Origin of the sequence: Butyrivibrio sp. AE2015, from assembly GCF_000420825.1 — a bacterium.
Taxonomy (GTDB): domain Bacteria; phylum Bacillota; class Clostridia; order Lachnospirales; family Lachnospiraceae; genus Butyrivibrio.
The window spans coordinates 21,315-43,795 of record NZ_ATVR01000007.1; the positions used below are offsets into that span (position 1 = coordinate 21,315).

At 38.6% G+C, this 22,481-nt stretch carries 17 protein-coding genes; 14 read left to right on the plus strand and 3 right to left on the minus strand.

Annotated elements, in window-relative coordinates; translation table 11 throughout:
- The first annotated feature begins 347 nt into the window (after positions 1–347).
- The 5 genes from trpS to G585_RS0105290 all read left to right on the plus strand — a co-directional run bounded on the left by trpS (position 348) and on the right by G585_RS0105290 (position 7,743).
- A complete protein-coding gene (gene trpS / locus G585_RS0105270) occupies positions 348–1,442 on the plus strand; it encodes a tryptophan--tRNA ligase (RefSeq protein ID WP_022773491.1) in 1,095 nt (364 codons plus the stop codon).
- On the plus strand, positions 1,442–2,887 hold the full coding sequence (glgA, locus tag G585_RS0105275; protein ID WP_022773492.1) for a glycogen synthase GlgA: 1,446 nt from the start codon (positions 1,442–1,444) through the stop codon (positions 2,885–2,887). The genes trpS and glgA overlap by 1 nt, the downstream gene beginning before the upstream one ends.
- Before the next feature lie 8 nt (positions 2,888–2,895).
- Positions 2,896–4,557 (plus strand): putative polysaccharide biosynthesis protein, encoded by a 1,662-nt coding sequence (locus tag G585_RS0105280; protein WP_022773493.1) that lies wholly within the window; start codon positions 2,896–2,898, stop codon positions 4,555–4,557.
- Between the two features lie 56 nt (positions 4,558–4,613).
- Positions 4,614–5,660, plus strand: coding sequence for a M42 family metallopeptidase (locus G585_RS0105285; RefSeq protein WP_022773495.1), 1,047 nt, complete (start codon positions 4,614–4,616; stop codon positions 5,658–5,660).
- Positions 5,661–6,009: 349 nt separating this feature from the next.
- Positions 6,010–7,743 carry a hypothetical protein gene (locus G585_RS0105290; protein WP_022773496.1) on the plus strand — a complete coding sequence of 578 codons (1,734 nt, stop codon included), beginning with the start codon at positions 6,010–6,012 and terminating at the stop codon, positions 7,741–7,743.
- An 89-nt stretch (positions 7,744–7,832) separates the two neighbouring features.
- Here the strand turns inward: G585_RS0105290 and G585_RS0105295 are convergent, their stop codons facing one another.
- Together G585_RS0105295 and G585_RS0105300 are read right to left on the minus strand one after the other, a co-directional pair.
- Entirely contained in the window at positions 7,833–9,617 is a 1,785-nt protein-coding gene (locus G585_RS0105295; RefSeq protein ID WP_022773497.1) for an Rqc2 family fibronectin-binding protein, read from the minus strand.
- A gap of 125 nt (positions 9,618–9,742) precedes the next feature.
- Positions 9,743–10,546: an alpha/beta fold hydrolase gene (locus G585_RS0105300; RefSeq protein WP_022773499.1), complete on the minus strand. Its 804-nt coding sequence runs from the start codon at positions 10,544–10,546 to the stop codon at positions 9,743–9,745.
- A 191-nt stretch (positions 10,547–10,737) separates the two neighbouring features.
- Here G585_RS0105300 and G585_RS0105305 point away from each other — a divergent pair, with 191 nt between their 5' ends.
- A complete protein-coding gene (locus tag G585_RS0105305) occupies positions 10,738–12,237 on the plus strand; it encodes a tagaturonate reductase (protein WP_022773500.1) in 1,500 nt (499 codons plus the stop codon).
- 49 nt (positions 12,238–12,286) lie between these two features.
- Here the strand turns inward: G585_RS0105305 and G585_RS0105310 are convergent, their stop codons facing one another.
- Complete coding sequence (locus G585_RS0105310) at positions 12,287–13,846, minus strand: ABC-F family ATP-binding cassette domain-containing protein (protein WP_022773501.1); 1,560 nt, start codon at positions 13,844–13,846, stop codon at positions 12,287–12,289.
- 259 nt (positions 13,847–14,105) lie between these two features.
- Between G585_RS0105310 and G585_RS0105315 the strand changes: the two genes are divergently transcribed.
- From G585_RS0105315 to G585_RS0105350, 8 genes are all read left to right on the plus strand, one after another.
- Positions 14,106–16,487 (plus strand): LuxR C-terminal-related transcriptional regulator, encoded by a 2,382-nt coding sequence (locus G585_RS0105315; RefSeq protein ID WP_022773503.1) that lies wholly within the window; start codon positions 14,106–14,108, stop codon positions 16,485–16,487.
- A gap of 14 nt (positions 16,488–16,501) precedes the next feature.
- Complete coding sequence (locus G585_RS0105320; RefSeq protein ID WP_022773504.1) at positions 16,502–16,768, plus strand: hypothetical protein; 267 nt, start codon at positions 16,502–16,504, stop codon at positions 16,766–16,768.
- 118 nt (positions 16,769–16,886) lie between these two features.
- Entirely contained in the window at positions 16,887–18,329 is a 1,443-nt protein-coding gene (locus tag G585_RS0105325; protein ID WP_022773505.1) for an APC family permease, read from the plus strand.
- Positions 18,330–18,457: 128 nt separating this feature from the next.
- Positions 18,458–18,694, plus strand: coding sequence for a hypothetical protein (locus tag G585_RS0105330; RefSeq protein ID WP_022773507.1), 237 nt, complete (start codon positions 18,458–18,460; stop codon positions 18,692–18,694).
- Entirely contained in the window at positions 18,695–18,937 is a 243-nt protein-coding gene (locus tag G585_RS0105335; protein ID WP_022773508.1) for a GIY-YIG nuclease family protein, read from the plus strand.
- A gap of 107 nt (positions 18,938–19,044) precedes the next feature.
- Entirely contained in the window at positions 19,045–19,437 is a 393-nt protein-coding gene (locus tag G585_RS17210; protein WP_022773509.1) for a GntR family transcriptional regulator, read from the plus strand.
- Positions 19,434–20,339, plus strand: coding sequence for an ABC transporter ATP-binding protein (locus G585_RS0105345; protein ID WP_022773511.1), 906 nt, complete (start codon positions 19,434–19,436; stop codon positions 20,337–20,339). The genes G585_RS17210 and G585_RS0105345 overlap by 4 nt, the downstream gene beginning before the upstream one ends.
- Positions 20,311–22,479, plus strand: a complete 2,169-nt coding sequence (locus G585_RS0105350) for a DUF6449 domain-containing protein (RefSeq protein ID WP_022773512.1) — start codon at positions 20,311–20,313, stop codon at positions 22,477–22,479. Before G585_RS0105345 ends, G585_RS0105350 begins: the two co-directional genes overlap by 29 nt.
- Positions 22,480–22,481 lie beyond the last annotated feature (2 nt).

The window sequence follows — 22,481 nt, forward strand, 5'->3', positions numbered from 1 at the left end:
AAAGAAAAACCACCTTTACAGGTGGTCTGTTTTTTGGGAGGAGGGGTCGACCAGTGGGGAGCCGATCGACCCGGTATGAAAAAAGTTTTGTTGGGGGAGTCAGAAGTTTTTCTTCTGATAGATTATATGATAAATGCTAAATTTGGACAAAATATGTACGATTTATAAATTAAAAATAAAGTAAATCGAAATAATAAATAATATAGTAACGAAATATAGTTTATTTCTTTCTGGGGGATTATTATTAAAGAGACAATACAGATTGTATCTGAACATAAAATAATGTATTATAGAATTCGTATTTGCTTTTAAATACAGATAAGTTTTGTGAGGAGATATTTTTTGAAATGAGTAAGATTATTTTAACTGGAGATCGTCCTACAGGTAAGCTTCATGTTGGACATTATGTAGGATCACTTCGCAGAAGGGTAGAGCTTCAGAACTCGGGGGAGTTTGATAAGATCTTTATTATGATAGCTGATGCTCAGGCACTTACAGATAATGCTGATAATCCTGAGAAAGTTCGTCAGAATATTATAGAGGTTGCACTTGATTATCTTTCAGTGGGCCTTGATCCTGCTAAGTCAACACTGTTTATTCAGTCTCAGATTCCTGAGCTTACTGAATTGACATTTTATTATATGAATCTTGTTACAGTTTCAAGACTTCAGAGAAATCCTACAGTTAAGTCTGAACTTCAGATGAGAAACTTTGGAACAAGCATTCCTGTTGGATTCTTCACATATCCTATAAGCCAGGCAGCTGATATTACAGCGTTTAAGGCTACAACTGTTCCTGTTGGTGAGGATCAGGAGCCTATGCTTGAGCAATGTAAGGAAATTGTTAGAAAGTTTAATTCAGTATATGGTGAGGCTTTGGTTGAGCCTGAAATCCTTTTACCTGATAATGCAGCATGTCTGCGTCTTCCAGGCATAGACGGTAAGGCCAAGATGAGTAAGTCACTTGGTAACTGTATCTACCTTTCAGAAGAGCCTGATTCTATCAAGAAAAAGGTTATGAGTATGTTCACAGATCCTAATCATATAAGAGTTGAGGATCCGGGTCAGGTAGAGGGTAACCCTGTATTTATCTATCTCGATGCTTTTGCTAAGGATGAACATTTTGCTGAGTTTGCTCCTGAGTACTCATGTCTTCAGGAGATGAAGGACCACTATCAGAGAGGCGGTCTTGGAGATGTTAAGGTTAAGAAGTTCCTTAATAACGTTATTCAGGCTGAACTTGAACCTATCAGGAACAGAAGAAAAGAGTTCCAAAAAGATATTCCATATGTGTATGATGTGCTCAAAAAGGGAAGCGAAGTAGCGAAAGAAGTTGCGGCTCAGACACTTTCAGATGTCAAGGACGCAATGAAGATCAACTACTTTGACGATAAAGAACTAATAGCTATGCAATCTGCAAAATATGAGGAGACGGTTGACTAATGAAGAACATACTATTTGTAGCTTCTGAAGGTGTACCATTTATCAAGACTGGCGGTTTGGCTGATGTAGTAGGCTCACTGCCCAAAAACATTGATAAGAGATATTTTGATGTTCGTGTAGTATTACCATTATACAAATGTATAAATCAGCAGATGAAAGAGAAGATGGAGTATATTTCCAACTTCTATATGGACTTTCACTGGAAAAATGAGTACGTTGGTATCTTTAAGGCTGAGGTTGATGGAATAAAGTATTATTTCATTGACAATGAATTCTATTTTAATGGAATGAAACCTTATGGTGATGACGTAGTATTTGAAATCGAGAAGTTTGCTTTCTTTTCTAAGGCAGCTCTTTCAATCCTGCCTGTTATTGATTTCAGACCTGATATTATTCACTGTCATGACTGGCAGACAGGACTTGTTCCTGTATATTTAAAAGAGAGATTCCAAGGTAGCGAGTTTTACAGAGGAATCAAAGCAATAATGACTATCCATAACCTGAAATTCCAGGGTAAATGGGATATTAAGACTGTTCAGGATATTACCGGATTACCTGATTATTTCTTTGCACCTGATAAACTCGGACTTTTCAAAGATGCCAACCTTCTAAAGGGCGGTATTGTTTATTCCGATGCGATCACAACTGTTAGTAAGGCATATGCAGAAGAGATCAAGACTCAGTTTTATGGTGAGGAGCTTGATGGACTTCTTCGTGCAAGAGCCGGAGATCTCAGAGGTATTGTAAACGGAATCGACTATGATGAGTTTAACCCATCAACAGATAAGTATATTCCTTACAAATACAATGCGATCAATTTCCGCAAGGAAAAGGTTAAGAATAAGCGTGCTTTGCAGAAAGAGCTTGGCCTTAAGGAAGATGATAAGTGCATGATGATCGGTATTGTTTCAAGACTTACTGATCAGAAGGGCTTTGATCTTATTAACTATGTTCTTGATGAACTGTGTCAGGATGCGGTTCAACTTGTTGTTCTTGGCACCGGCCAGGAACAGTATGAGAACTCCTTCAGGCATTTTGACTGGAAATATAATGACAAAGTTTCTGCCAATATTTATTATTCAGAGCCTATGTCTCACAAAATATATGCGGCTTCCGATGTATTCCTGATGCCATCTCTGTTTGAGCCTTGTGGACTTTCTCAGCTTATGGCGTTAAGATATGGTACAATACCGATTGTAAGACAGACAGGTGGTCTTATTGATACTGTTGAACCTTACAACAAGTATGAGAGTACAGGTACAGGATTTGGATTCCTGAACTACAATGCTCATGAGATGCTTGGTACCATCAGAGAAGCAGAGCATGTATTCTACGACCAGAAACGCGAATGGAACAAGATGATAGACCGTGCAATGGCAGTTGACTTCTCTTGGAAAGTTTCCGCGGAAAAATATCAGGAGATGTACGATTGGCTACGCCCTTGACCTAATTTATGAAAAGTAGTATTAACGATAATAATTCAAAAAAGAATCTTTTAAAGCAGGCTGGTATTCTTGCGATTGCAGGCATTATCTCAAGAATTATCGGCCTGTTATATGGTAGTCCGCTGGCAGCAATCATAGGCGATGAAGGTAATGGCTATTATGGAGCTGCTTATGCGGTGTATACCATAGTTCTTTTAGTATCTTCATATAGCATTCCATCTGCTATGTCCAAGATTATTTCAGGTAAACTTGCAGTAAAAGAATATAAAAATGCTCATAAGATTTTTAAATGCGCCATTATCTATGTTTTGATCGTTGGCGGTGTGGGAAGTCTTGTGCTGTTTTTTGCTGCAGATATTTTGGTTGCCGGAAGGTCTGCCACAGTCCTTAGATTTTTTGCTCCTACAATATTCCTCTTCGGATTTTTGGGAGTTTTGCGTGGATATTTTCAGGCTCACAGGACTATGGTGCCAACTTCTGTTTCTCAGCTTCTTGAGCAGATCTTTAACGCCATCGTCAGTGTTGGAGGAGCTCTTGTTCTTACTGGCATTGCAGGAGAAGAGGATCCATCAAAAAGAGCTGTATATGGCGCCATAGGAAGTGCACTCGGAACAGGGGCGGGAGTACTTATAGCTCTTTTGTTCATGCTGTTTGTCTATAACGTAAACAGACCAGATATAAAGAAAAGAGTTCAAAAAGATACTCATGATGAGATGGGCAATTCAGAGATATATAAAATGATATTTCTGATCGTGACTCCTTTTATCTTAAGCACTTGCATTTATAACCTTTCAACATTTTTAAATTCAACGTTATTTAGCAGGATCCTTATGCATGTGAAGAATATGGATGAGAGTGAAGTTGCATATATGTATGGCATATTCAACAGAAAAGCGATGGTTATCACCAATCTTCCAATTGCTCTTGCAAGTGCAGCAGCTTCAGCTATGATTCCTGAAGTTTCGACAACATTTGCCAAGGGTGATACTGAAGGTGCAGGGAATACCGTATCAAAGGTAACAAGGGTTATTCTGATGATTTCCATTCCTTGTGCAGTTGGACTATTTGCCCTGGCAAGACCTGTGATGATGATTCTTTTCCCTCAGAGAGCTTCTCTTGATGAGGCAGCAATGCTTCTTAGATTTCTTGCCATAACTGTAGTATTTTATTCGCTCTCTACAGTTACTAATGCGGTTCTTCAGGGAATTGGACGTGTAAATGTCCCTGTACTTAATGCCTTATTTGCGCTTATATTGCAGACAGTGGTACTTAGTGTTCTTCTTATTTATACTGATCTTGGTGATATTGCTCTTTGTATTGTGACAATACTTTACTCATTTATGATGTGTGTACTAAACAATATTTTTATGCATAAATATCTGCCTGTGTACTATGATCTTAAAAAGACATACCTGTATCCGTCTGTTTCAGCACTTGTAATGGGAGCAGCAGCTTTTGGCGTTTATGAGCTGTTCGAATTATTATTTGGCTTTATTATTTCGAGTAAGTATTTTGCCAATCTTTTTGCTACATTTGTTGCGGTGTTTGTTGCAGCTTTTGTCTATTTCGCGGTTCTTATAAAGTCAGGCGGAGCAACAGAAGATGATATTAAGAGATTCCCTAAAGGGGCATCTATAGCCGGAATTTTGAAAAAGATAAAAATTTTGTGATGCGTTTGTATCCTGACGCATACAGTTTTTAATGACATTATGGAGGTAGAGACCTAATGAAAAAAGCAAATTTAAAAAAGTATACAGATTTTATTGTAAAAGAGACATCAGATCTTTTGAATATTGATTCTCCAACTGGATATACAAAAGATGCTGCAGCCTGGGTAAAAAAGGAATTTGAGAAGCTTGGGTTTAAGGCTGAACTTACAAATAAGGGCGGAGTAATTGTAGACCTCACAGGAAAAGATAAAAAGAATGGACTTCTTTTAGAAGCTCATACAGATACCCTTGGAGGAATGGTTGCTACTATTAAGTCAAACGGAAGACTTCAGCTTACAAATCTTGGCGGAATGAATCCCAATAATGCTGAAACTGAGAATGTTCGAGTTGTTACTAAGTTTGATGGTATTTATGAAGGTACTTTCCAGCTAAATAACGCATCAATTCATGTAAATGGTGATTATGACGATACAAAGAGATCATGGGAGAATTGTGAAGTAGTTCTTGATGAAGATGTAAAGACAAAAGAAGATACAGAAAAGCTCGGAATCTCTGTTGGCGATTTTGTATGCTTTGAGCCAAATGTCAGAGTTACAAAGACCGGATATATTAAATCAAGGTTCCTTGATGATAAGCTGAGCGTTGGAATTCTTCTTGGTCTTGCTAAATATATAAAAGACAATAAGATAACTCCTAAGAGAGCTCTTTATGCTCATATTACAGTATTCGAGGAAGTTGGACACGGCGGAAGCAGCAGTGTTCCTGAAGGCTGCACAGAGGCAATTTCAGTAGATATGGGTTGCGTAGGAGAGGGCCTCACATGTACCGAGAAGCAGGTATCTATCTGTGCCAAGGATAGCGGCGGTCCTTTCAGCTATGATATTGTTCAGGGACTTATAAAGGCTGCTATGGACAGTGGGGCAGATTATGCTGTAGATATTTATCCTCACTATGGCAGCGATGTAGAAGCAACCCTTCGTTCAGGTAATGACCTTAAGCACGGCCTTATCGGTGCAGGAGTGTATGCTTCTCATGGATATGAAAGAAGTCATAGGGATGGCGCAGAAAACACATTAAGGCTCCTTATTCAATATTCTCTTTGATCTGTTTATATAATTAGTTTCCTAAACTTCTTGTATTGGTTATTGAATTGAAAATAGCCGGTGCAAGAAGTTTTTTGTTAATTATTTATTTAACAGAATGCACAATGAAAAATTGCCTTATTTTTGCGGATTTTACGTAAACCATTCGAAAAAATGACAATAGTTCACAAAATGAACAAAAAATATAGATTAATAATTAACAAAGAAATCACAAAAAAGACACATAATTTGTAATTTAATTTACTAATTTGGGAAAATGCGAGCAAAAAATTTGCCGATTTAGACATGGTGCGGCTTTGCGGGGTTTTATATAATTTCTCTTGTAATTTTTTTAATTGGAGGAGAAAAAATGTATAAAAAAGCACTAATCAATCTAACAGCCGTTACTATGGCAATGTCTGTAGTATTTGGCGCATCACTTACTGCATTCGCAGCGGATGGGGATCCGGCAAATGTTCCGGCCAGAAATGATGAGACATGGATTCAGACTAACGAAGAAATTGATCCAATTGTTAAAACATATCCGGATGGGGTAGTAACAGATAGCGGAAAAACTGCATGGTCAACTGTTTATGCAGATGGGGAACATGTAGATATAACGGTGAATGGTGATGTTGAAAACCAGTCATATTACTGGAGAACTGTTGGGGCAATTAATGGCGGAGAAGTAACTGTAAATGGTGATGTTTCATCTCCGAATTTAAAATCAGAAGTTGTCAGACATCCTAGTGATATTAATAACAGCGCTGCTGAGGCTCATACAAGTTCTTCTGTTACAATTAATGGTGATGTAACATCAAAGGGTAATGGAGTTTTAGCAAATGGAACAAATGCCACGATGACTGTTGCTGATCCTTCTAACGATAACAGTAAAGGAAATGTAACTGCAGAGAAAACTGCAATTATAGCCAAAGGTGAATCTTCCACAAAAGTTTACGGTGATGCTTCAGGTGCAACCGGAATTGATATGGAGAACTATTCGAAAGTCATTGTTGAAGGAGATGTTTCATATACTGATAACGGTATTGTTATTGATGAAAATTCACACATTTCTGGTGATGAGGTAAAAATCCTCGGTACCCTTAAGGATACTACTGATTCCAATGAGAGTGCTGCTATCGTAGTAAAACCTGGAGAAGGCAATAATTCCCGTGAAATAATAAACAAACTTCCCGAAATTGTTGTTTATGAAATCACAGATGATACTAATCTTGTAAGTGTAGTGACTGATGATGATAGTATCAGCAAGGATGTAGAAAAATATATCAAGAATCATATTCAGTACATTGTAAAGCATGATGAAGAAGATAACAGTGCGATCAAGTATTTTTCACAGAACGGACTCAGATCATATACATCTATATCAGATAAGGAAGTTGTTGATCTTGATGCAAATGTTATTACAATGACTCTTCATTCTGCCATTCAAGTAGCAGTTCAGGATGGCTATTCTGTTACTGCTGGTGATAATGTAACAGTTACTGATTTAGGAAATGGTGTTTATGAAATTCGCCTTGAGAATAATAAAGGTGGTGTTCATGTTAAGGCACATCTCATTGGCGGCAAAGTAGTAGTAACAAATGAAGAGACAGGTGTTACTACTGTTGTAAGTGAAGATAATTTTGATGAGCCTCGTGCAGAGGAAGATGCTCCTTCAGTACCATTTATTTTTGCTAAATTTACAGTATCTCCAACTGGTGCAAATGCACTTCCTACAGTACTCGGCGCATACATCGGTGAAGAGGCTTCAAACGTTCCTGTACAGGCTACAAAGGTAGTAAAGGTTCCTGCTGGCAACCTTACAGCCATCGAGTACAAGAATGCTTTCATTAAGACAGTTACAGAGGCTCCAAAGGATGCTACAGTAATTCTTGAGACAGCTATGTGCTCATGCCTTGATAAGGCAATGGTAGATGCTCTTGCTACAAGACCTGACGTATCAGTTCAGATTGTATTCCCTAAGGATAAGACAGGCGCAGAGAGCTATTCTGTAACAATTCCAGCTGGATACGATGTAAACAGCCTTGTAGATGCAAACGGATACTGTGGTTTTATGTATCTTAATTCTCTCTTTGGCTGCTGATAATTTAAGTATTCATATAAAGAATGAATTATAAAAAATTCCCATGCAAGTGGCATTTGCCTATTGCATGGGATTTTTTATTTTGACTATCATTCACTGATAAGCTTGAGATTTGAGATGTCAGGGGCAATTGCCATTGAATAGTTAGTATAATATACAACAAATCCGGGCTTTGCTCCGCCAGGTTTTTTGACATCCTTTCGCTTTAAATAATCTATTTCTACTTTTTCCTGGTTCTTTCCCTTTGAATAGAATGCAGCAAGAGCAGCTGCTTCTTCAAAGGCTCTGTCAGGAACTTCTTTTCCACCGGTGATAAGAACAACGTGTGAACCGGCTATTTTTTTGGCATGGAACCACCAATCACCGCCATTTGCAGTTTTAAACGTAAGTTCATCATTCTGATAGTTGTTTTTTCCTACATATATGTCAAAACCGTCGCTGCTTATATAGTGGAAGGGCTTACTTGTTATCTTTTCCTTTCGGCCATTTTTGGATGTGGTGTGAGATTTTATATAACCACTGTCCACAAGCTCTTTTCTTATCTGGGCAAGGTCTGCTTCGTTTTGAGCTATTTCCAGAGCACTTTCTATTGATTCAAGCTGTTCAACCGCTTCCGAAACTTCTTTTATCTGCTCGTCCATGGCCTCAGCGGTACGTTTCAATTTAGTATATTTATCAAAATACTTTTTGGCATTCTGGCTTGGCGTAAGGGTAGGATCAAGAGTAATGGTTACGTCTTCGCCAGTGTTATAGTCGTTTACTGTAATACTTTTAGCACCTGGCTCTGCGCTATATCCATAGACGGTCAAAAGCTCACCGTAGATCCTGTATTTGTCCTTTTTCTCACTGTCTTTTAACTGCTTTGTCTGAAGGTCAAGCTTTTTTACATTCCTTTCAAGAGCAGTCTGTACTATCTTCCTGAGATCGACAGATTTTTGCCTGATCCTGGTGTAGACATTTTTTTCAGCATAATACTGTTCAATCAGTGCAGATATATCAGAAACAGGAGCTGTCCTATATGAAGAATCTTCAGCTTCATATATTGTCAGTGGGATAGAAGCATATTCTTTTGGCACATCGCCATTATATATTATGGAAGGAGTAAATACCCCGGTCCTTACAAGCTCCATGACATCATCAAAAGCTCTGTACACCTTAGCTCCTTCACCTGCATCAAGGGCTATTGCAGATTTGTCGGCATCGATTCCTGCTCTGTAGCAGATTTCCTGAGAAACTATCGGTGAAAGACCTGTGTAGCTTGAGTAGATAGCCTTAAAAATAGGCATCCCTTTGCTTAAGACAGCACTGGAAAATTCATCAGCTGTAGTAGTAAGAGGATTTATTTTTTCCTGTGAAGGGACAAAATATTCTCTTCCCGGAAGAACCTCTCTTACAGAGCTTACAGATGCAGGAATGTGCTTGATTGAATCAATTATCACGTTGTTTTCATCGGTAAAAATAATATTTGAATATTTTCCCATGATCTCGATCAAAAGAACTTTATGCCTAAGATCCCCCATTTCATCCAGATGCTCGACTTCAAAGCGGATGACTCTCTCGAGGCCTCCAGGCTGAGTTACCGATACAATGCGGCCGTTCTGGATGTGCTTTCTAAGAAGCATGCAGAAATTAGGAGCTGTCATTGGAGAGTTCTTATTGTCGTCTGTCATGTAAGCAAGTGGAAGAGAAGCGTCGGATGACAATACCAGTCGCTTTTGCTTTATGCCATATTTGTCCGCATTTTCATAGGACAGTTTCACGGTAATAAACAGCTCATCGCTCTCTGTCTGAGCTATTTTATAAATGCGACCACCAAGCAGGTAATCGTTAAAATCTTTCGTTAAATTTGCTATAGTTATTCCGTCAAATGCCATCTTGGTAAAACCTCGCTATGTTTTTGATCAAATAAAATATCCAAGACTTTCTATTAAGTGATAAGCCTTGGATAAGATTTTACACTAATTTTTTGAGCCCTACAAACAATGTACTGATTTTTGTTTTAATTCGTAAGGAATTCATATATTCTGTCCCTGTAATCAGGAGCTGTGTCAAAAGCTGCATGTCCATATCCTATATACATATAAAGCCTGAAATCCTGCCTATAATCAAGGTTTTCGGCAATTTCCATTGTTGCATCGGAATCAAGAACCGCGTCTTCAAAGGAACCTATTGCTAAAGTTGGGCACTTAATTTTTTTTAGGTCATCAGAAATATCAAATCCTATGATTGCTTTGGCAAGTATTATGAATTTTTTCAGCTCTGCTGTAGTTACTGCATTACTTATGTTGGAAAAAAAGTCTTTATATTCATTGTATATTTTTTCAGGATAAATCTCTTTTGCAAAACTTTGATACAAAGCGTGAACATCACCGCTTTCGGCCAGAGATATCCATTTTTCAATTACTTTGGTCTGTTCTGGCTTAATATGAGAAGAAGTCGAGCCTAGGACAAGCTTCTTTATAAGATCGGGATATTCAATGGCCATGACCATCGCGATCATTCCCCCTTGAGAAGCACCGAACAGAGAAATGTCTTTTAACCCCAGCTCTTTGATTGCTTTTATCGTGTCATAGGCCATCTCGTGGATAGAATAGTTCTCAGGAATGGCTTCTCGTCTGTCGAATACATAAATAGTGAAGTTGTCTTTTATTCTTGAAGAATATTCGGCTTCAACTGCATTTGCTGCTCCCATTACGCTTTGAATACTAAGGCCCGGAATTATAACCAATGTGTTTATTCCGGTGCCGAATTTGAAGAAGTTCATTGAAAAATCAGGTGTTATAACCTTACTTAATTCTGCCATTTATTGTTCCCCTCACGTGATTATTGTTCTTTTTATCATATCACAATTTATGTACCTTCAATATTTCGAAAATAAAAAATAAAAAGAAAAAAAGGTATTGTAAACGCTTACATTCCTGTGGTATAACAATAGGTGTAAAAATTCATTTTGAGAACAAATGTAAGAGCTTACATTTTAGGAGGATATGGGTAATGGAATTATTAAACTATGATGTACTTGAAAAATCGGGCTACACAGGTTACGTTCTTAAGGATGCGCCTGTAAAGGTGCTCCAGTTCGGTGAAGGAAACTTCCTCAGAGCATTCGTTGATTATTTCTTTGACATCAGCAATGAAAAGGCTGGCTTTAACGGCAAGGTAGCTCTTGTACAGCCAATTGCACAGGGACTTACAGAGCTTGTCAACAAGCAGGAAGGTCTTTATACACTTTACCTTCGCGGAAGCGAGAACGGACAGAAGGTAGATGCAAAGAGAGTTATCTCAGCTGTAGATTCATGCCTTAACCCATATGATAAGGCTGATTTTGACAGAATGATGGAAATTGCAGCAAGTGATGATCTTGACATCATTGCATCTAACACAACAGAAGCAGGTATTGCATATGATCCTTCATGCAAATTTGAGGATGTTCCTGCAAACAGCTTCCCTGGAAAGCTTACACAGGTTCTTTACACAAGATTTAAGGCTGGTAAGAAGGGGGTAGTTGTTCTTTCATGCGAGCTTATCGACAACAACGGTAAAGAGCTATTAAAGTGCGTTAACCAGTACATTGACCAGTGGAACCTTGGAGAAGAGTTCAAGACTTGGGTAAACAATGACAATATTTTCTGCTCAACACTTGTAGACAGAATCGTTCCAGGAAGAATCCGTGATCCTAAGGAAGTAGAAAAGCTTGAGGAAGAGAACGGATATCATGATGAGCTTATTGATGTAGGTGAGATCTTCGGAGTCTGGATCATTGAAGGACCTGAGGGACTTGAAGACAGACTTCCATTCAAAAAGGCCGGAGTGAATGTTCACGTTGTGCCTGATGTTATGCCATACAAGCACAGAAAGGTTCGTATCCTGAACGGTGCTCACACAGGATTTGTTCTTGGTGCTTATCTTGCAGGATTTGATATTGTTCGTGACTGTATGCACAATGACAATGTTGCAGGTTTCATGAACAAGATGTTAAGTGAAGAGGTTATCCCAACACTTGTTGACCACCTTGATGAGAATGATCTTAACGAGTTTGCTGCTGCAGTTAAGGATAGATTCAACAATCCATTCGTTAACCACGAGCTTATGTCTATTTCACTTAACTCAACAAGTAAGTGGAAGGCTAGAAATATGCCATCATTCCTTCAGTACATTGAGAAGAATGGAAAGCTTCCTGTTTGCCTTACAATGTCACTTGCAGCATACATCGCATTCTATTCAAACGATGTACAGGAACTTACAGATGCAGGACTTGTATGTAAGAGACCAGCAGGCAATACATACACAGTAAGTGATGACAGATGGGCTCTTGAGTTCTTCTATGATCACAGAAATGATTCAGAAGAAGACCTTGTAAAGGCTGTTCTTTCTAATGAGAAAATGTGGGATCAGGACCTTAACAAGATTGATGGTCTTACAGATGCTGTTATTGCAGACCTTAAGAAGATTCATACAGAAGGCGCAGAGAAAGCATACGCTAGCTGCCTTTAATACATAATAAAAAACGCCTCGTTATGAGGCGTTTTTTTATGCAATAATATCAGACTCTTGTTGTCCATTTGGAGCAGTCAATTACTTCAGTAGCAAGATCTGAATAGAAGTCAGGCTCATGGCAAACCATAAGAACTGTGCCTTTATATTCTTTTAGTGCTCTGTGAAGCTCATCCTTGGCATCAACGTCAAGATGGTTAGTGGGCTCGTCCAGAACAAGGAGATTAGATTCTCTGTTCATGAGTTTGCAGAGTCGGACCTTTGCCTGCTCACCACCTGAAAGAACTTTACACTTACTTTCGATATGTTTGGTGGTAAGACCGCATTTTGCAAGAGCAGAGCGGACTTCATACTGTGAAAATCCGGGGAATTCATTCCATATTTCTTCCATACAGGTTGTTTCAATATTAGGAGACATTTCCTGTTCAAAATACCCTATAGCAACGTTTTCGCCTCTTGTAACCTTTCCTGATATTGGAGGAATGATGCCCAGGATGCTCTTTAGAAGAGTACTTTTTCCAATTCCGTTTGCACCTGTAAGTACTACGAATGTATTTCTCTCAATAGCAAGAGTCAAGGGCTTTGAAAGAGGTGTATCGTAGCCAATGACGAGATCGCTAAGCTCAAACAGGAATTTACTTGGTGTTTTGGCGGTTTTAAAGAAGAACTCTGGCTTTGGTTTCTCCTGAATTTTCTCTATGATGTCCATGTTATCAAGTTTCTTTTGACGGGCCATGGCCATATTTCTTGTGGCTACACGGGCTTTGTTTCTTGCAACGAAATCCTTGAGTTCTGCGATTTCCTGCTGCTGACGGTTGTAGGCTGCCTCTCTTTGAGCTTTTTTAGCCTCATAGACTTCCAAAAACTTGTCATAATCGCCTACATATCTGTCTAGACTGTGTGTCTGGCCGTCCATGTGATAGATTATATTGACTACGTTGTTGAGAAATGGAACGTCATGAGATATTAGTATAAAAGCGTTTTCGTATTCCTGAAGGTATCTTGTGAGCCATACAATATGTTCGGCATCAAGATAGTTGGTGGGCTCGTCTAAAAGCAGGATATCAGGCTTTTCCAAAAGAAGTTTTCCAAGGAGGATCTTTGTACGCTGACCACCTGAAAGTTCTGTAACATCTCTGTCAAGACCAAGCTCAAGAAAACCAAGTGCCCTTGATACTTCTTCTATTTTTGAATCGATGAGATAGAAGTCGTGATTGGTCAAAAGATCTTGAATTGTGCCAAGTTCTTCCATGTATTCTTCAAGCTTTTTCTCATCTGCGTCCCCCATGGCGTCACAGATCTCATTCATTCTTTTTTCCATGTCGTATAAAGGCTCGTAGGCAGAAGCAAGGACATCCCTTATGGTCATGCCTTCCTTAAGGACAGCGTGCTGATCGAGATAGCCGACTTTAACATTTTTTGCCCATTCAATCGTGCCTGCATCCGGCATGAGCTTACCTATTATTATGTTCATGAAAGTTGACTTTCCTTCACCGTTAGCTCCAACAAGACCGATGTGTTCTCCTTTGAGAAGTCTGAAAGAAACATCATCAAAGATTGCCCTGTCGCCAAAGCCGTGGGTAAGATGCTCAACATTTAAAATACTCATAAAATATCCTCACTGACAAACTTACTTATTTATTAACGCCATTTCCGAGCGCAATATGATTATTATAATTGAAAATAAGATTGTTGTGAATAAGTCATTAAAAAGCTGATAAAATACTACTCGTGAACTATAAAGGAAAAAGCTGTCGCCACAAAAAACACTAATAGTACCCTTTGGGGTACTTTCTTCATAGAACCATATACTATACAATAAAATTCGGATGAAAGAGCTAGATGATGTGAACTGGAGGAATCATCTAATGGGGTATATTAAAATTTCTAAAGTGTATGAAAAGTTAAAAAAAGCGGAGGAGTTTTTTTCTCCTGTAATAATGACTGCAGCCAGCGGATGGGGGAAAAGTGCTGCTGTTGAATATTATTATCGAAGGAAGAGCCCACTTACTTTATACTGCGAAAACGGAAAGCTTAATGAGATGCCATCGCCGGATTCTATCAGAAAAAGCATCGTGATTATCGAGGATTTACAGAGGCTGTCTGATGAAGAATCCATATCATATCTTAGAAAACTTATCAGAACATCAGGTATACAGGTCATTATGCTAACAAGAGGGCAGGTTCCGGGATATCTTGCTGCGGAAAACATGGATCTTGGCTTCGTTCGCATTCAAGAGAAGGATTTTGCTTTTGGAGAGAAAGAAGTTGCAGAGTTTTTTGAGGATAGAGGAGTTGAGATCAGTCCTACGGATGCTTTACTTGTGGCTGAGGCTTCACATGGTTATGCCAGAGCGATATATAGTTATTCCATGAGGATGGAAGGCGGAGTCAGATATTCGGATGAGATGAAAATATCAGTTTGGCTTGATATGTATCTTTTATGGGACGGGCAGATATTTAATCAAATTCCAAAAGAATTGGTTCGTTTTGCTATGAGTGTTTGTCAGTACGATTCGTTTACGCCTGAGATGGCTGAGTACCTGACAGGTAACACAGATATCTTTAAGGTTATAGAATACTGCAGACAAAACACTACGCAGCTGAGTATAGACAAGAACGGCAGTTATTGTATCAGACCTGAAGTAAGAGGCTACTATCGCTGGAAACAGAATCTTACCTGGTCTGCAGAAGAAAAAAATGAGAATTTCAGTAGGGCAGCATATTATTATGAGATGCATGGTGATATTACCAATGCCCTTAAATTCTATAAGAAGTCCGGAGAAACCAGGCATGTAAAAGAACTTCTTATAAAAAATGCCAACACACATCCGGGAATCGGACACTATGTTGAGACAAAAGACTATTATTTTGAGCTTCCTTTAGATGAATTCAAGAATTCACCGGTTTTAATTTCAGGGATGAGTATGTTGTATAGTCTTATTCTTTTACCGGAAAAGTCTGAAGAGTGGTACGACAAGCTGGTTGAACTATACCATGACAAAATGATAAGTAAGGAACTGAGAAAAGAAGCAAAAGCAAGAATTGCTTATCTGGATATAGGACTCCCTCACAGGGGAACCAAGGGAATACTTGGGATTATGAAAAACGTATTTACCATGTTGCAAAACGGCGATGTGGTTTTGCCTGAGTTTTCTGCTACTGGGAATATGCCATCTATCATGAATGGCGGACTTGATTTTTGTGAGTGGTCCAAAAATGATGTTCAGATAGCGAAGTTCATGGGAAAACCTGTATCGACGATACTTGGAGACTTTGGAAAGGGCTTGGTAACCTTGTGCCTTGCTGAAAGTGGATTTGAAAAAGGTACAATGTCAGCATACGAAGTTTTGACCAGATGCAGTGATGGCTTTGATGCTGCTACTCATGGTGGGAAGATAGAGATGTGCTTTGTTGCTGTTGGGATTCAGGTCAGACAGCATCTTATTGAGGGACAGTATCCATCTGCCAAGCGAATATTTGATTCATTTACGGAAAAGACAAAGCTTGAAGATGCAGATCAGCTTTCTGGAAATATTGCTGCATTTGGCACATGGTTATCTCTTTTTGCCGGATCAGGGGATTCAATAGATGAGTATATTAATAGCATTCCTGATGCGAAGGTGACTTTTAGTACTTTTGACAGATACAGACAGATGATCAAACTTCGTTGTTATATCGCAGAGAATCGCCTTGAGGAGGCTTTTGATCTTACAAATTTCATGACCGGTTATTTCTGTTCTTATAACAGAACTATGTACTGGATTGAAAATGAAATACTGAAGTCAATAATACTTTACCGATTAGGGGATTCTTATTGGAAAAAGGTTCTTCATGATGCGCTGAAAAAAGCCAGCGAATATCATTTTGTAAGGATGGTAGCAATCGAGGGGGCTGCGATTCTGCCACTTATAAAACAAATGCGTGAAGATGGAGGCTTGCGAGATATTGAGGAGGAGTATGCTTACTGTGTTTATTATGAGTGTATAAAAGTGACTTCAAGTTTTCCTGATTATCTGAAGTTTATTCCAAGAGATAATGTATCTCTTACAAACCGTGAATTTCAGGTTTTGTCACTTTTATGTGCCGGAATGCCTACAGATGATATCTGTAAGACACTGGGAATATCTTATGATGGACTAAAAAAGCATAACAAAAATGTTTATCGAAAACTTGGTGTAAAGGGTAGAGCTGAGGCGGAAAGAAAAGCTTCTCAGCTCGGCCTGATACATCGGGGAGTAATTAGTTAGGAGGCACAACTAAATTGAGGTGGAAGATAGGAACTGAGCTGTTGCGTGATTGTGGGTTATGGGTCTGCCTTCGTGACAAAAGAAAAAGAATTAAAAAAGAGGATATAGAGATTGTAAAACTGATGGAACAGGGAGTGGTAGATGATGACGAACTAATAAAAGCAGTTTCGAAGATTTCCGGAAGTGATGCGATCACTACAGGCTTTAGATTGGCTCAATTCGTAGAGGATTATGGTGACTTTATAGCAGAAGCCCAAAAATCTTCAGTGTTTGGAATGTAAGAATATTTATATTGAAATATAAAATGTTGCATATGCCGTTAAAAATAATGGTGACTTTTTGGATTTAATGTAGTAAAATAAAAACCTTGCTGTAAAGATATTATGGAGGTTTTACAAAATGGATTCAAAACGTATGAAATGGACCACGTTAGCGTTCATGGCATTTTCAACCGTATGGGGTTTTGGAAATGTATTAAATGGTTTTCTTTATTTTAACGGCACACAGGTAATGTTCAGTTGGGTGCTTATGTTTGCACTTTACTTTGTGCCATATGCACTTATGGTTGGTGAGCTTGGCTCTGCTTTCAAAACATCAGGCGGCGGCGTAAGCTCATGGGTACTTAGCACAACAGGCCCTAAGGTTGCTTACTATGCAGGCTGGACTTATTGGGCTTGCCATATAACTTATATTGCTTCGAAGTCTTCAGGTGGTCTTAAGGCGCTTAGCTGGGCTGTTTACAGAAATGGTGAGAAATATGATTCATTCCCGACATTTGCTGTTCAGCTTGTTACACTTGCTGTTCTTTTGATTTTCTGTTACGTGGCTTCAAGAGGACTTAACCCTCTTAAAAAGCTTGCAACTCTTGCAGGAACAAGTATGTTTGTAATGTCTATTCTTTACATCATAATGATGTTCGCTGCACCAGCTATCAATCCACAGGGCGGTTTTGTATCACTTGACCTTAGTATTAAGAGCCTTATTCCTCAGTTTAATGTCAAGTATTTTACATCACTTTCAATACTTGTATTTGCTGTAGGTGGTTGCGAGAAGATTTCTCCTTATGTTAATAAGATTGATAATCCAAGTAAGGGCTTCCCAAGAGCTATGATAACGCTTGCTGGAATGGTTGTAGTTTGTGCTATGCTTGGAACAGTAGCAATGGGTATGATGTTTGATCCTGCAGAGATCAATGCTAGCGCAGACAGCTTTAATGCATATAACTCAAACGGAAGTTATTGGGCATTCCAGAAACTTGGTAATTACTATCACATTGGTGATACACTTCTTATCATTTATGCTATTTGCAATGCAATCGGTCAGCTTTCAACTCTTGTTATCAGTATTGATGCACCTCTTCGTATGCTTCTTGACAATGAGGATGCAAGAGAGTTCATTCCTTCAAAGCTTCTTAAGAAGAATGATGCTGGCGCTTATGTAAATGGTATTAAGCTTGTAGCTTTATTGTCAGGAGCTATTATTCTTATCCAGTCATTTGTTCCTGGTGCAGCTGTGGTTCTTAAGCAGCTTACAAAGCTTAATTCAGTGTGCATGCCACTTCGTTATCTTTGGGTATTCTGGGCATATATCGCTCTTAGAAAGGCTGGAGATAAGTTTAAGCCTGAATATAGATTTGTTAAGAATCAGGGCGTAGCTCTATTCTTTGGAATATGGTGCTTTGGAGTAACAGCAGCAAGCTGCATACTTGGAATGTATGATGCAGATCCGTTTACATTTGCACTTAACGTTATTACACCACTTGTACTTACAGCTCTTGGAGTGATTCTTCCTATAATTGCCAAGAAAGAAAACAAAAATACAGCAGCAAATACAGCTGCATAATTAAAAAAATAGATACTGCCAGGGTGCATGAATAATATGCCTTGGCAGTATTTTTTTGCCATAATATATTTTTACTCGTATAAATAAGTGTATAATTAATTAGGATATAATTATGAGGAGGAACTACAATGGCAGATAAAAGAAATATGATAAATGATAGCGTTCTTGAAAATGTAAACGGTGGCGCAGGCGCAAGTTCTGCTGAGTTCAGGGCTAGAAGAAAAGAGTTTGATGATGCCTGGCTGGCTTTGAAGATGGAGGCGTGTGGTTTCTCTGGCATGAAAATGGCTGAACTATATGATGAATGGGAGTTTGCAGGGTATGCTCCGGATGCTGTAACCTTCCTTGCTACCAAAAAGGGTTAAATGGAATATTACTCATATATGGTCAGGTGCGCAGATGGCTCGTTTTATTGCGGGTACACCAATGACCTGGAAAAAAGAATAAAGACTCATAATTCAGGTAAGGGGGCTAAGTATACCAGAGCCCGCTTACCTGTTGTTTTGGTGTATTATGAAACCTTCAAAACCAAGGAAGAAGCCATGAGCAGAGAGTGGCATTTAAAGCGCCTTACGCATTCCCAAAAGGAAAAAATGGCATGTAAATAAGTGTTGCAATTACAAATATATAGTTATAGAATACAAGTGTACTAGTAAACATAGTACACTTATTTTTTTGTAACTAAATCTATATTGTTAAACAATGGGTGAAGAAAATGAAGCTTATTGATTATCAAGATAGCAGACCAATCTATGAGCAGATAGTTGAGAATTTCAAGATGCAGATCTTTAAAGGTATTTTGCAACCGGATGATCAGATGCCATCTGTCAGAAGTCTGTCTATGGAGCTTTCTACAAATCCTAATACTGTACAAAAGGCATATGCTGAACTTGAAAGGCAGGGATTTATCTATACTGTCAAGGGAAGAGGCAATTTTGTAAAAGACAGCACCGGCTTACTTAAAGATAATAAAAAGGAAGAACTGATAAAAGCCGTTGTTGACCTATTTGTAGAGGCAAAAGAAATTGGAATACCACTAGAGGAACTTGTAGAGGAAATAAAGCTAAGGCTTGGGGAGAATATGCAAAGCGGAGGAGAATTAACATGATTGAGTTACTGGACCTGGATAAATCCTATGACGACATCAAAGCTGTCAATCGTGTTTCACTGAGCATTATGGACGGCGAAGTATTCGGACTTGTAGGAACAAATGGGGCAGGAAAGAGTACTATTCTTAGAATAATCGCAGGAGTTATACAGCCGGATCTTGGTATTGTATGTGTAGATAACAGGCCGGTGTATGACAATCCAGATGTAAAAAAAGATATCTTTTACATTTCTGATGATCAGTATTTTTTACCTAACAGTAGTCCTGAGGATATGGCAGAGTACTATGAGGGAATATATGAGAAGTTTGACAAACTTAGATTTTATAAGATGTGTAATGGTTTTGGACTTGATACAAAGCGTAAGATCAGTACTTTTTCAAAGGGAATGAAAAAACAGATCTCAATCCTGCTTGGTATATGTGCCGGAACCAAGTACCTTCTCTGCGATGAGACCTTTGATGGCCTTGACCCGGTTGTAAGACAGGGAGTTAAGAGTTTGTTTGCGGCAGAGATGGAAGACAGGGGGCTTACACCGGTGATTGCATCTCATAACTTAAGGGAGCTTGAGGATATCTGCGATCACGTAGGACTTCTCCATAAGGGCGGAGTGATACTCTCAGAAGATATCAGCGATATGAAGCTTAACATGCAAAAAGTCCAGTGTGTCTTTAGTTCTGATGAGGATGAGAAAAATGCTCTTGAAGGATTAGATATTCTTTTACATGAAAAGAGGGGGCGTCTTCATACAATTACTATGAGAGGCGAAAGAGAAGAGATTGAAGCGGCATTCAAACGTGGCAATCCAGTTTTCTTTGAGGTGCTCGCGCTATCATTAGAGGAGATATTTATCAGTGAGACGGAGGTAGTTGGGTATGACATCAGGAAATTTATCCTTCAGTGAAAAAATTAAGAATCAGAAAAAATATATTACAAGAACTCTTTGGACAGCTCTTGTAGCTCTTCCTTTTGTGGCAGGCTATTTTATTTTTGGTGTGATCCTGCTTGTTTCAAGGTGCATCAATTATGCTGCTATGTACGGACAGTCAGATGTAGTTCTTAAGGCTGAAAAATGCAAAGCAGTTTCTATGGTAATGGGAATAAACAGCATTGCCTTTGGACTTGTGACATTGGTTGCGATTGCGTTTGCATTTCAGGGTTTTTCCTATGTATTTAACCAAAGCCAGATGGATTTCTATCTTAGCCAGCCAACGACGAGATTTCAGAGGCTAAGGAAGAACTACGTTAATGCTTTTGTTACATTCCTTATTATCTTTGGCTTAGTTGAGCTTATAGCTTTTTTGATCGCCATAGGTATGGGAGCGGTAAATAATGCAGTTTTGTTCTCGGTACTGATTGAGTTTTTGAGATCTGTAGTATTATTTCTTACAGTATATAATGTGACTGTACTTGCGATTATGCTCAGTGGAACAATGCTTTCAGCATTTCTTCTGACAGGCTTTTTTGCAATTGTTTCTGTAGCAATAGCTGCTGAAATAAGAGGGCTAAAAGAGATATTCTTTAAAACTTTTTCTTATTCGGAAGGTTTTGGCGCTATTTTGTCTCCCTTATATGACAGATTATATGCTTGGTATAAAACAACTTTTAATTATGATGATGTATTTTCTGCGAAAGCAGTTTTTGATTCTGCAAAAGGCAATTTGAGACTTGATATAGATACGCTTATTGTCGGAGTTATTGCTTTTATCTTTGTGATCATTTTCAGCAAGAAAAGAAAAGCTGAGATGGCGGGAAAAAGTTTTGTTTTCAGACCGTTTAGATGGTGTATTAAAGTACTGGTCAGCATTATGGTTGGAACTGCTGCAGGAATACTGGTCTACATGATGAACGACTATGTATGGAATGATAAACTCTACATCATGATGTGCGTTATCATGCTGCTTGCCACAGCTTTAACCGGGTGCTTTATTGAGGTCATCCTTGATGCCAATATCAGGAGATTTACTAAGGGCAAGCCTTCAACAATCATTGCGGTCTGCATGGTTCTTTTGATGTTTGTGATACTAAGAGGAGATCTTATTGGCTATGATTCCTATGTCCCTGCACCTGAAAAGGTTGAGAGCTGTGCAATCCTTGAAGATGACTATAACTTCAATGTGTGGATCGGCCGAGGCGTGTTTGGAGATGGGTACTGTGAAAAGCACATGCACATAACAGATGTTGACTCTTTTATCAAACTGGCATCTATCGGAATGGATGGAAGAAAAAACTATGATACGGACTCTTATTATTCCAAGGGTTATGATCTCTCAATACTCTATAGGATGAAAGATGGCAGAAAAATATACAGAAGCATTTTTGTGCCATATGATACCGATGAAGCACTTATGGACAGTATTATTTCAAGTGAAGAGTATAAAAAAGGCCATTACATCTGCTTTGATGATGAGGCTATTAGAGAAATGACAGGTTCCAACGTGGGTAACAATAGTGTTTCTTACGTTTCTGCCGGTGGAAGGAAAAATGACGATACCATTACCTATTCTGAAATCAGTGATGCTTACAGGAAAGATATTTTAGAGAGTGCCAATTATTCATACCTGAAATATAATCAGCCAATTGGTAGTTTGGAATTTTCCAGTAATGGGACTCATTATGTAAACGTTTCTGTTCCTGTTTATGAGAACAGTACAAATCTGCTGAAACTTCTCAAAGACCATAACATCTATGTTGAGCCCAAGCTTACACCTGAGATGATAAGCAGCATAAGAGTTGATAATTATTATCCGGGTTATAACATTGATGATATTGATTCCGGCAAGCTCCTGCGTGATGAGGAAGTGATGACAACAAGTGCTACATACGATCCTGTAAAAAATAGCGAAGAAGTGTCAGAAATACTTCAAGATATCATTACTTCAGATTATAATGGAAATTGGTATGATTATAGTCAGAAAGACAATAAATTCAGTGTTGTAATAATGAGAAAGACTGATGACAGCGATTATTATGGGAGTAATGGAGTATATTATTCATTTTTAAAGGGGAAAGTTCCTGAGTTTGTAGTTAAGGATACTGAGTAAAG

Coding starts and splice junctions, on each gene's coding strand:
- trpS (WP_022773491.1), top strand. CDS start 348: ATGAGTAAGATTATTTTAACTGGAGATCGTCCTACAGGTAAGCTTCAT.
- glgA (WP_022773492.1), top strand. CDS start 1,442: ATGAAGAACATACTATTTGTAGCTTCTGAAGGTGTACCATTTATCAAG.
- G585_RS0105280 (WP_022773493.1), top strand. CDS start 2,896: ATGAAAAGTAGTATTAACGATAATAATTCAAAAAAGAATCTTTTAAAG.
- G585_RS0105285 (WP_022773495.1), top strand. CDS start 4,614: ATGAAAAAAGCAAATTTAAAAAAGTATACAGATTTTATTGTAAAAGAG.
- G585_RS0105290 (WP_022773496.1), top strand. CDS start 6,010: ATGTATAAAAAAGCACTAATCAATCTAACAGCCGTTACTATGGCAATG.
- G585_RS0105295 (WP_022773497.1), bottom strand. CDS start 9,617: ATGGCATTTGACGGAATAACTATAGCAAATTTAACGAAAGATTTTAAC.
- G585_RS0105300 (WP_022773499.1), bottom strand. CDS start 10,546: ATGGCAGAATTAAGTAAGGTTATAACACCTGATTTTTCAATGAACTTC.
- G585_RS0105305 (WP_022773500.1), top strand. CDS start 10,738: ATGGAATTATTAAACTATGATGTACTTGAAAAATCGGGCTACACAGGT.
- G585_RS0105310 (WP_022773501.1), bottom strand. CDS start 13,846: ATGAGTATTTTAAATGTTGAGCATCTTACCCACGGCTTTGGCGACAGG.
- G585_RS0105315 (WP_022773503.1), top strand. CDS start 14,106: ATGGGGTATATTAAAATTTCTAAAGTGTATGAAAAGTTAAAAAAAGCG.
- G585_RS0105325 (WP_022773505.1), top strand. CDS start 16,887: ATGGATTCAAAACGTATGAAATGGACCACGTTAGCGTTCATGGCATTT.
- G585_RS0105330 (WP_022773507.1), top strand. CDS start 18,458: ATGGCAGATAAAAGAAATATGATAAATGATAGCGTTCTTGAAAATGTA.
- G585_RS0105335 (WP_022773508.1), top strand. CDS start 18,695: ATGGAATATTACTCATATATGGTCAGGTGCGCAGATGGCTCGTTTTAT.
- G585_RS17210 (WP_022773509.1), top strand. CDS start 19,045: ATGAAGCTTATTGATTATCAAGATAGCAGACCAATCTATGAGCAGATA.
- G585_RS0105345 (WP_022773511.1), top strand. CDS start 19,434: ATGATTGAGTTACTGGACCTGGATAAATCCTATGACGACATCAAAGCT.
- G585_RS0105350 (WP_022773512.1), top strand. CDS start 20,311: ATGACATCAGGAAATTTATCCTTCAGTGAAAAAATTAAGAATCAGAAA.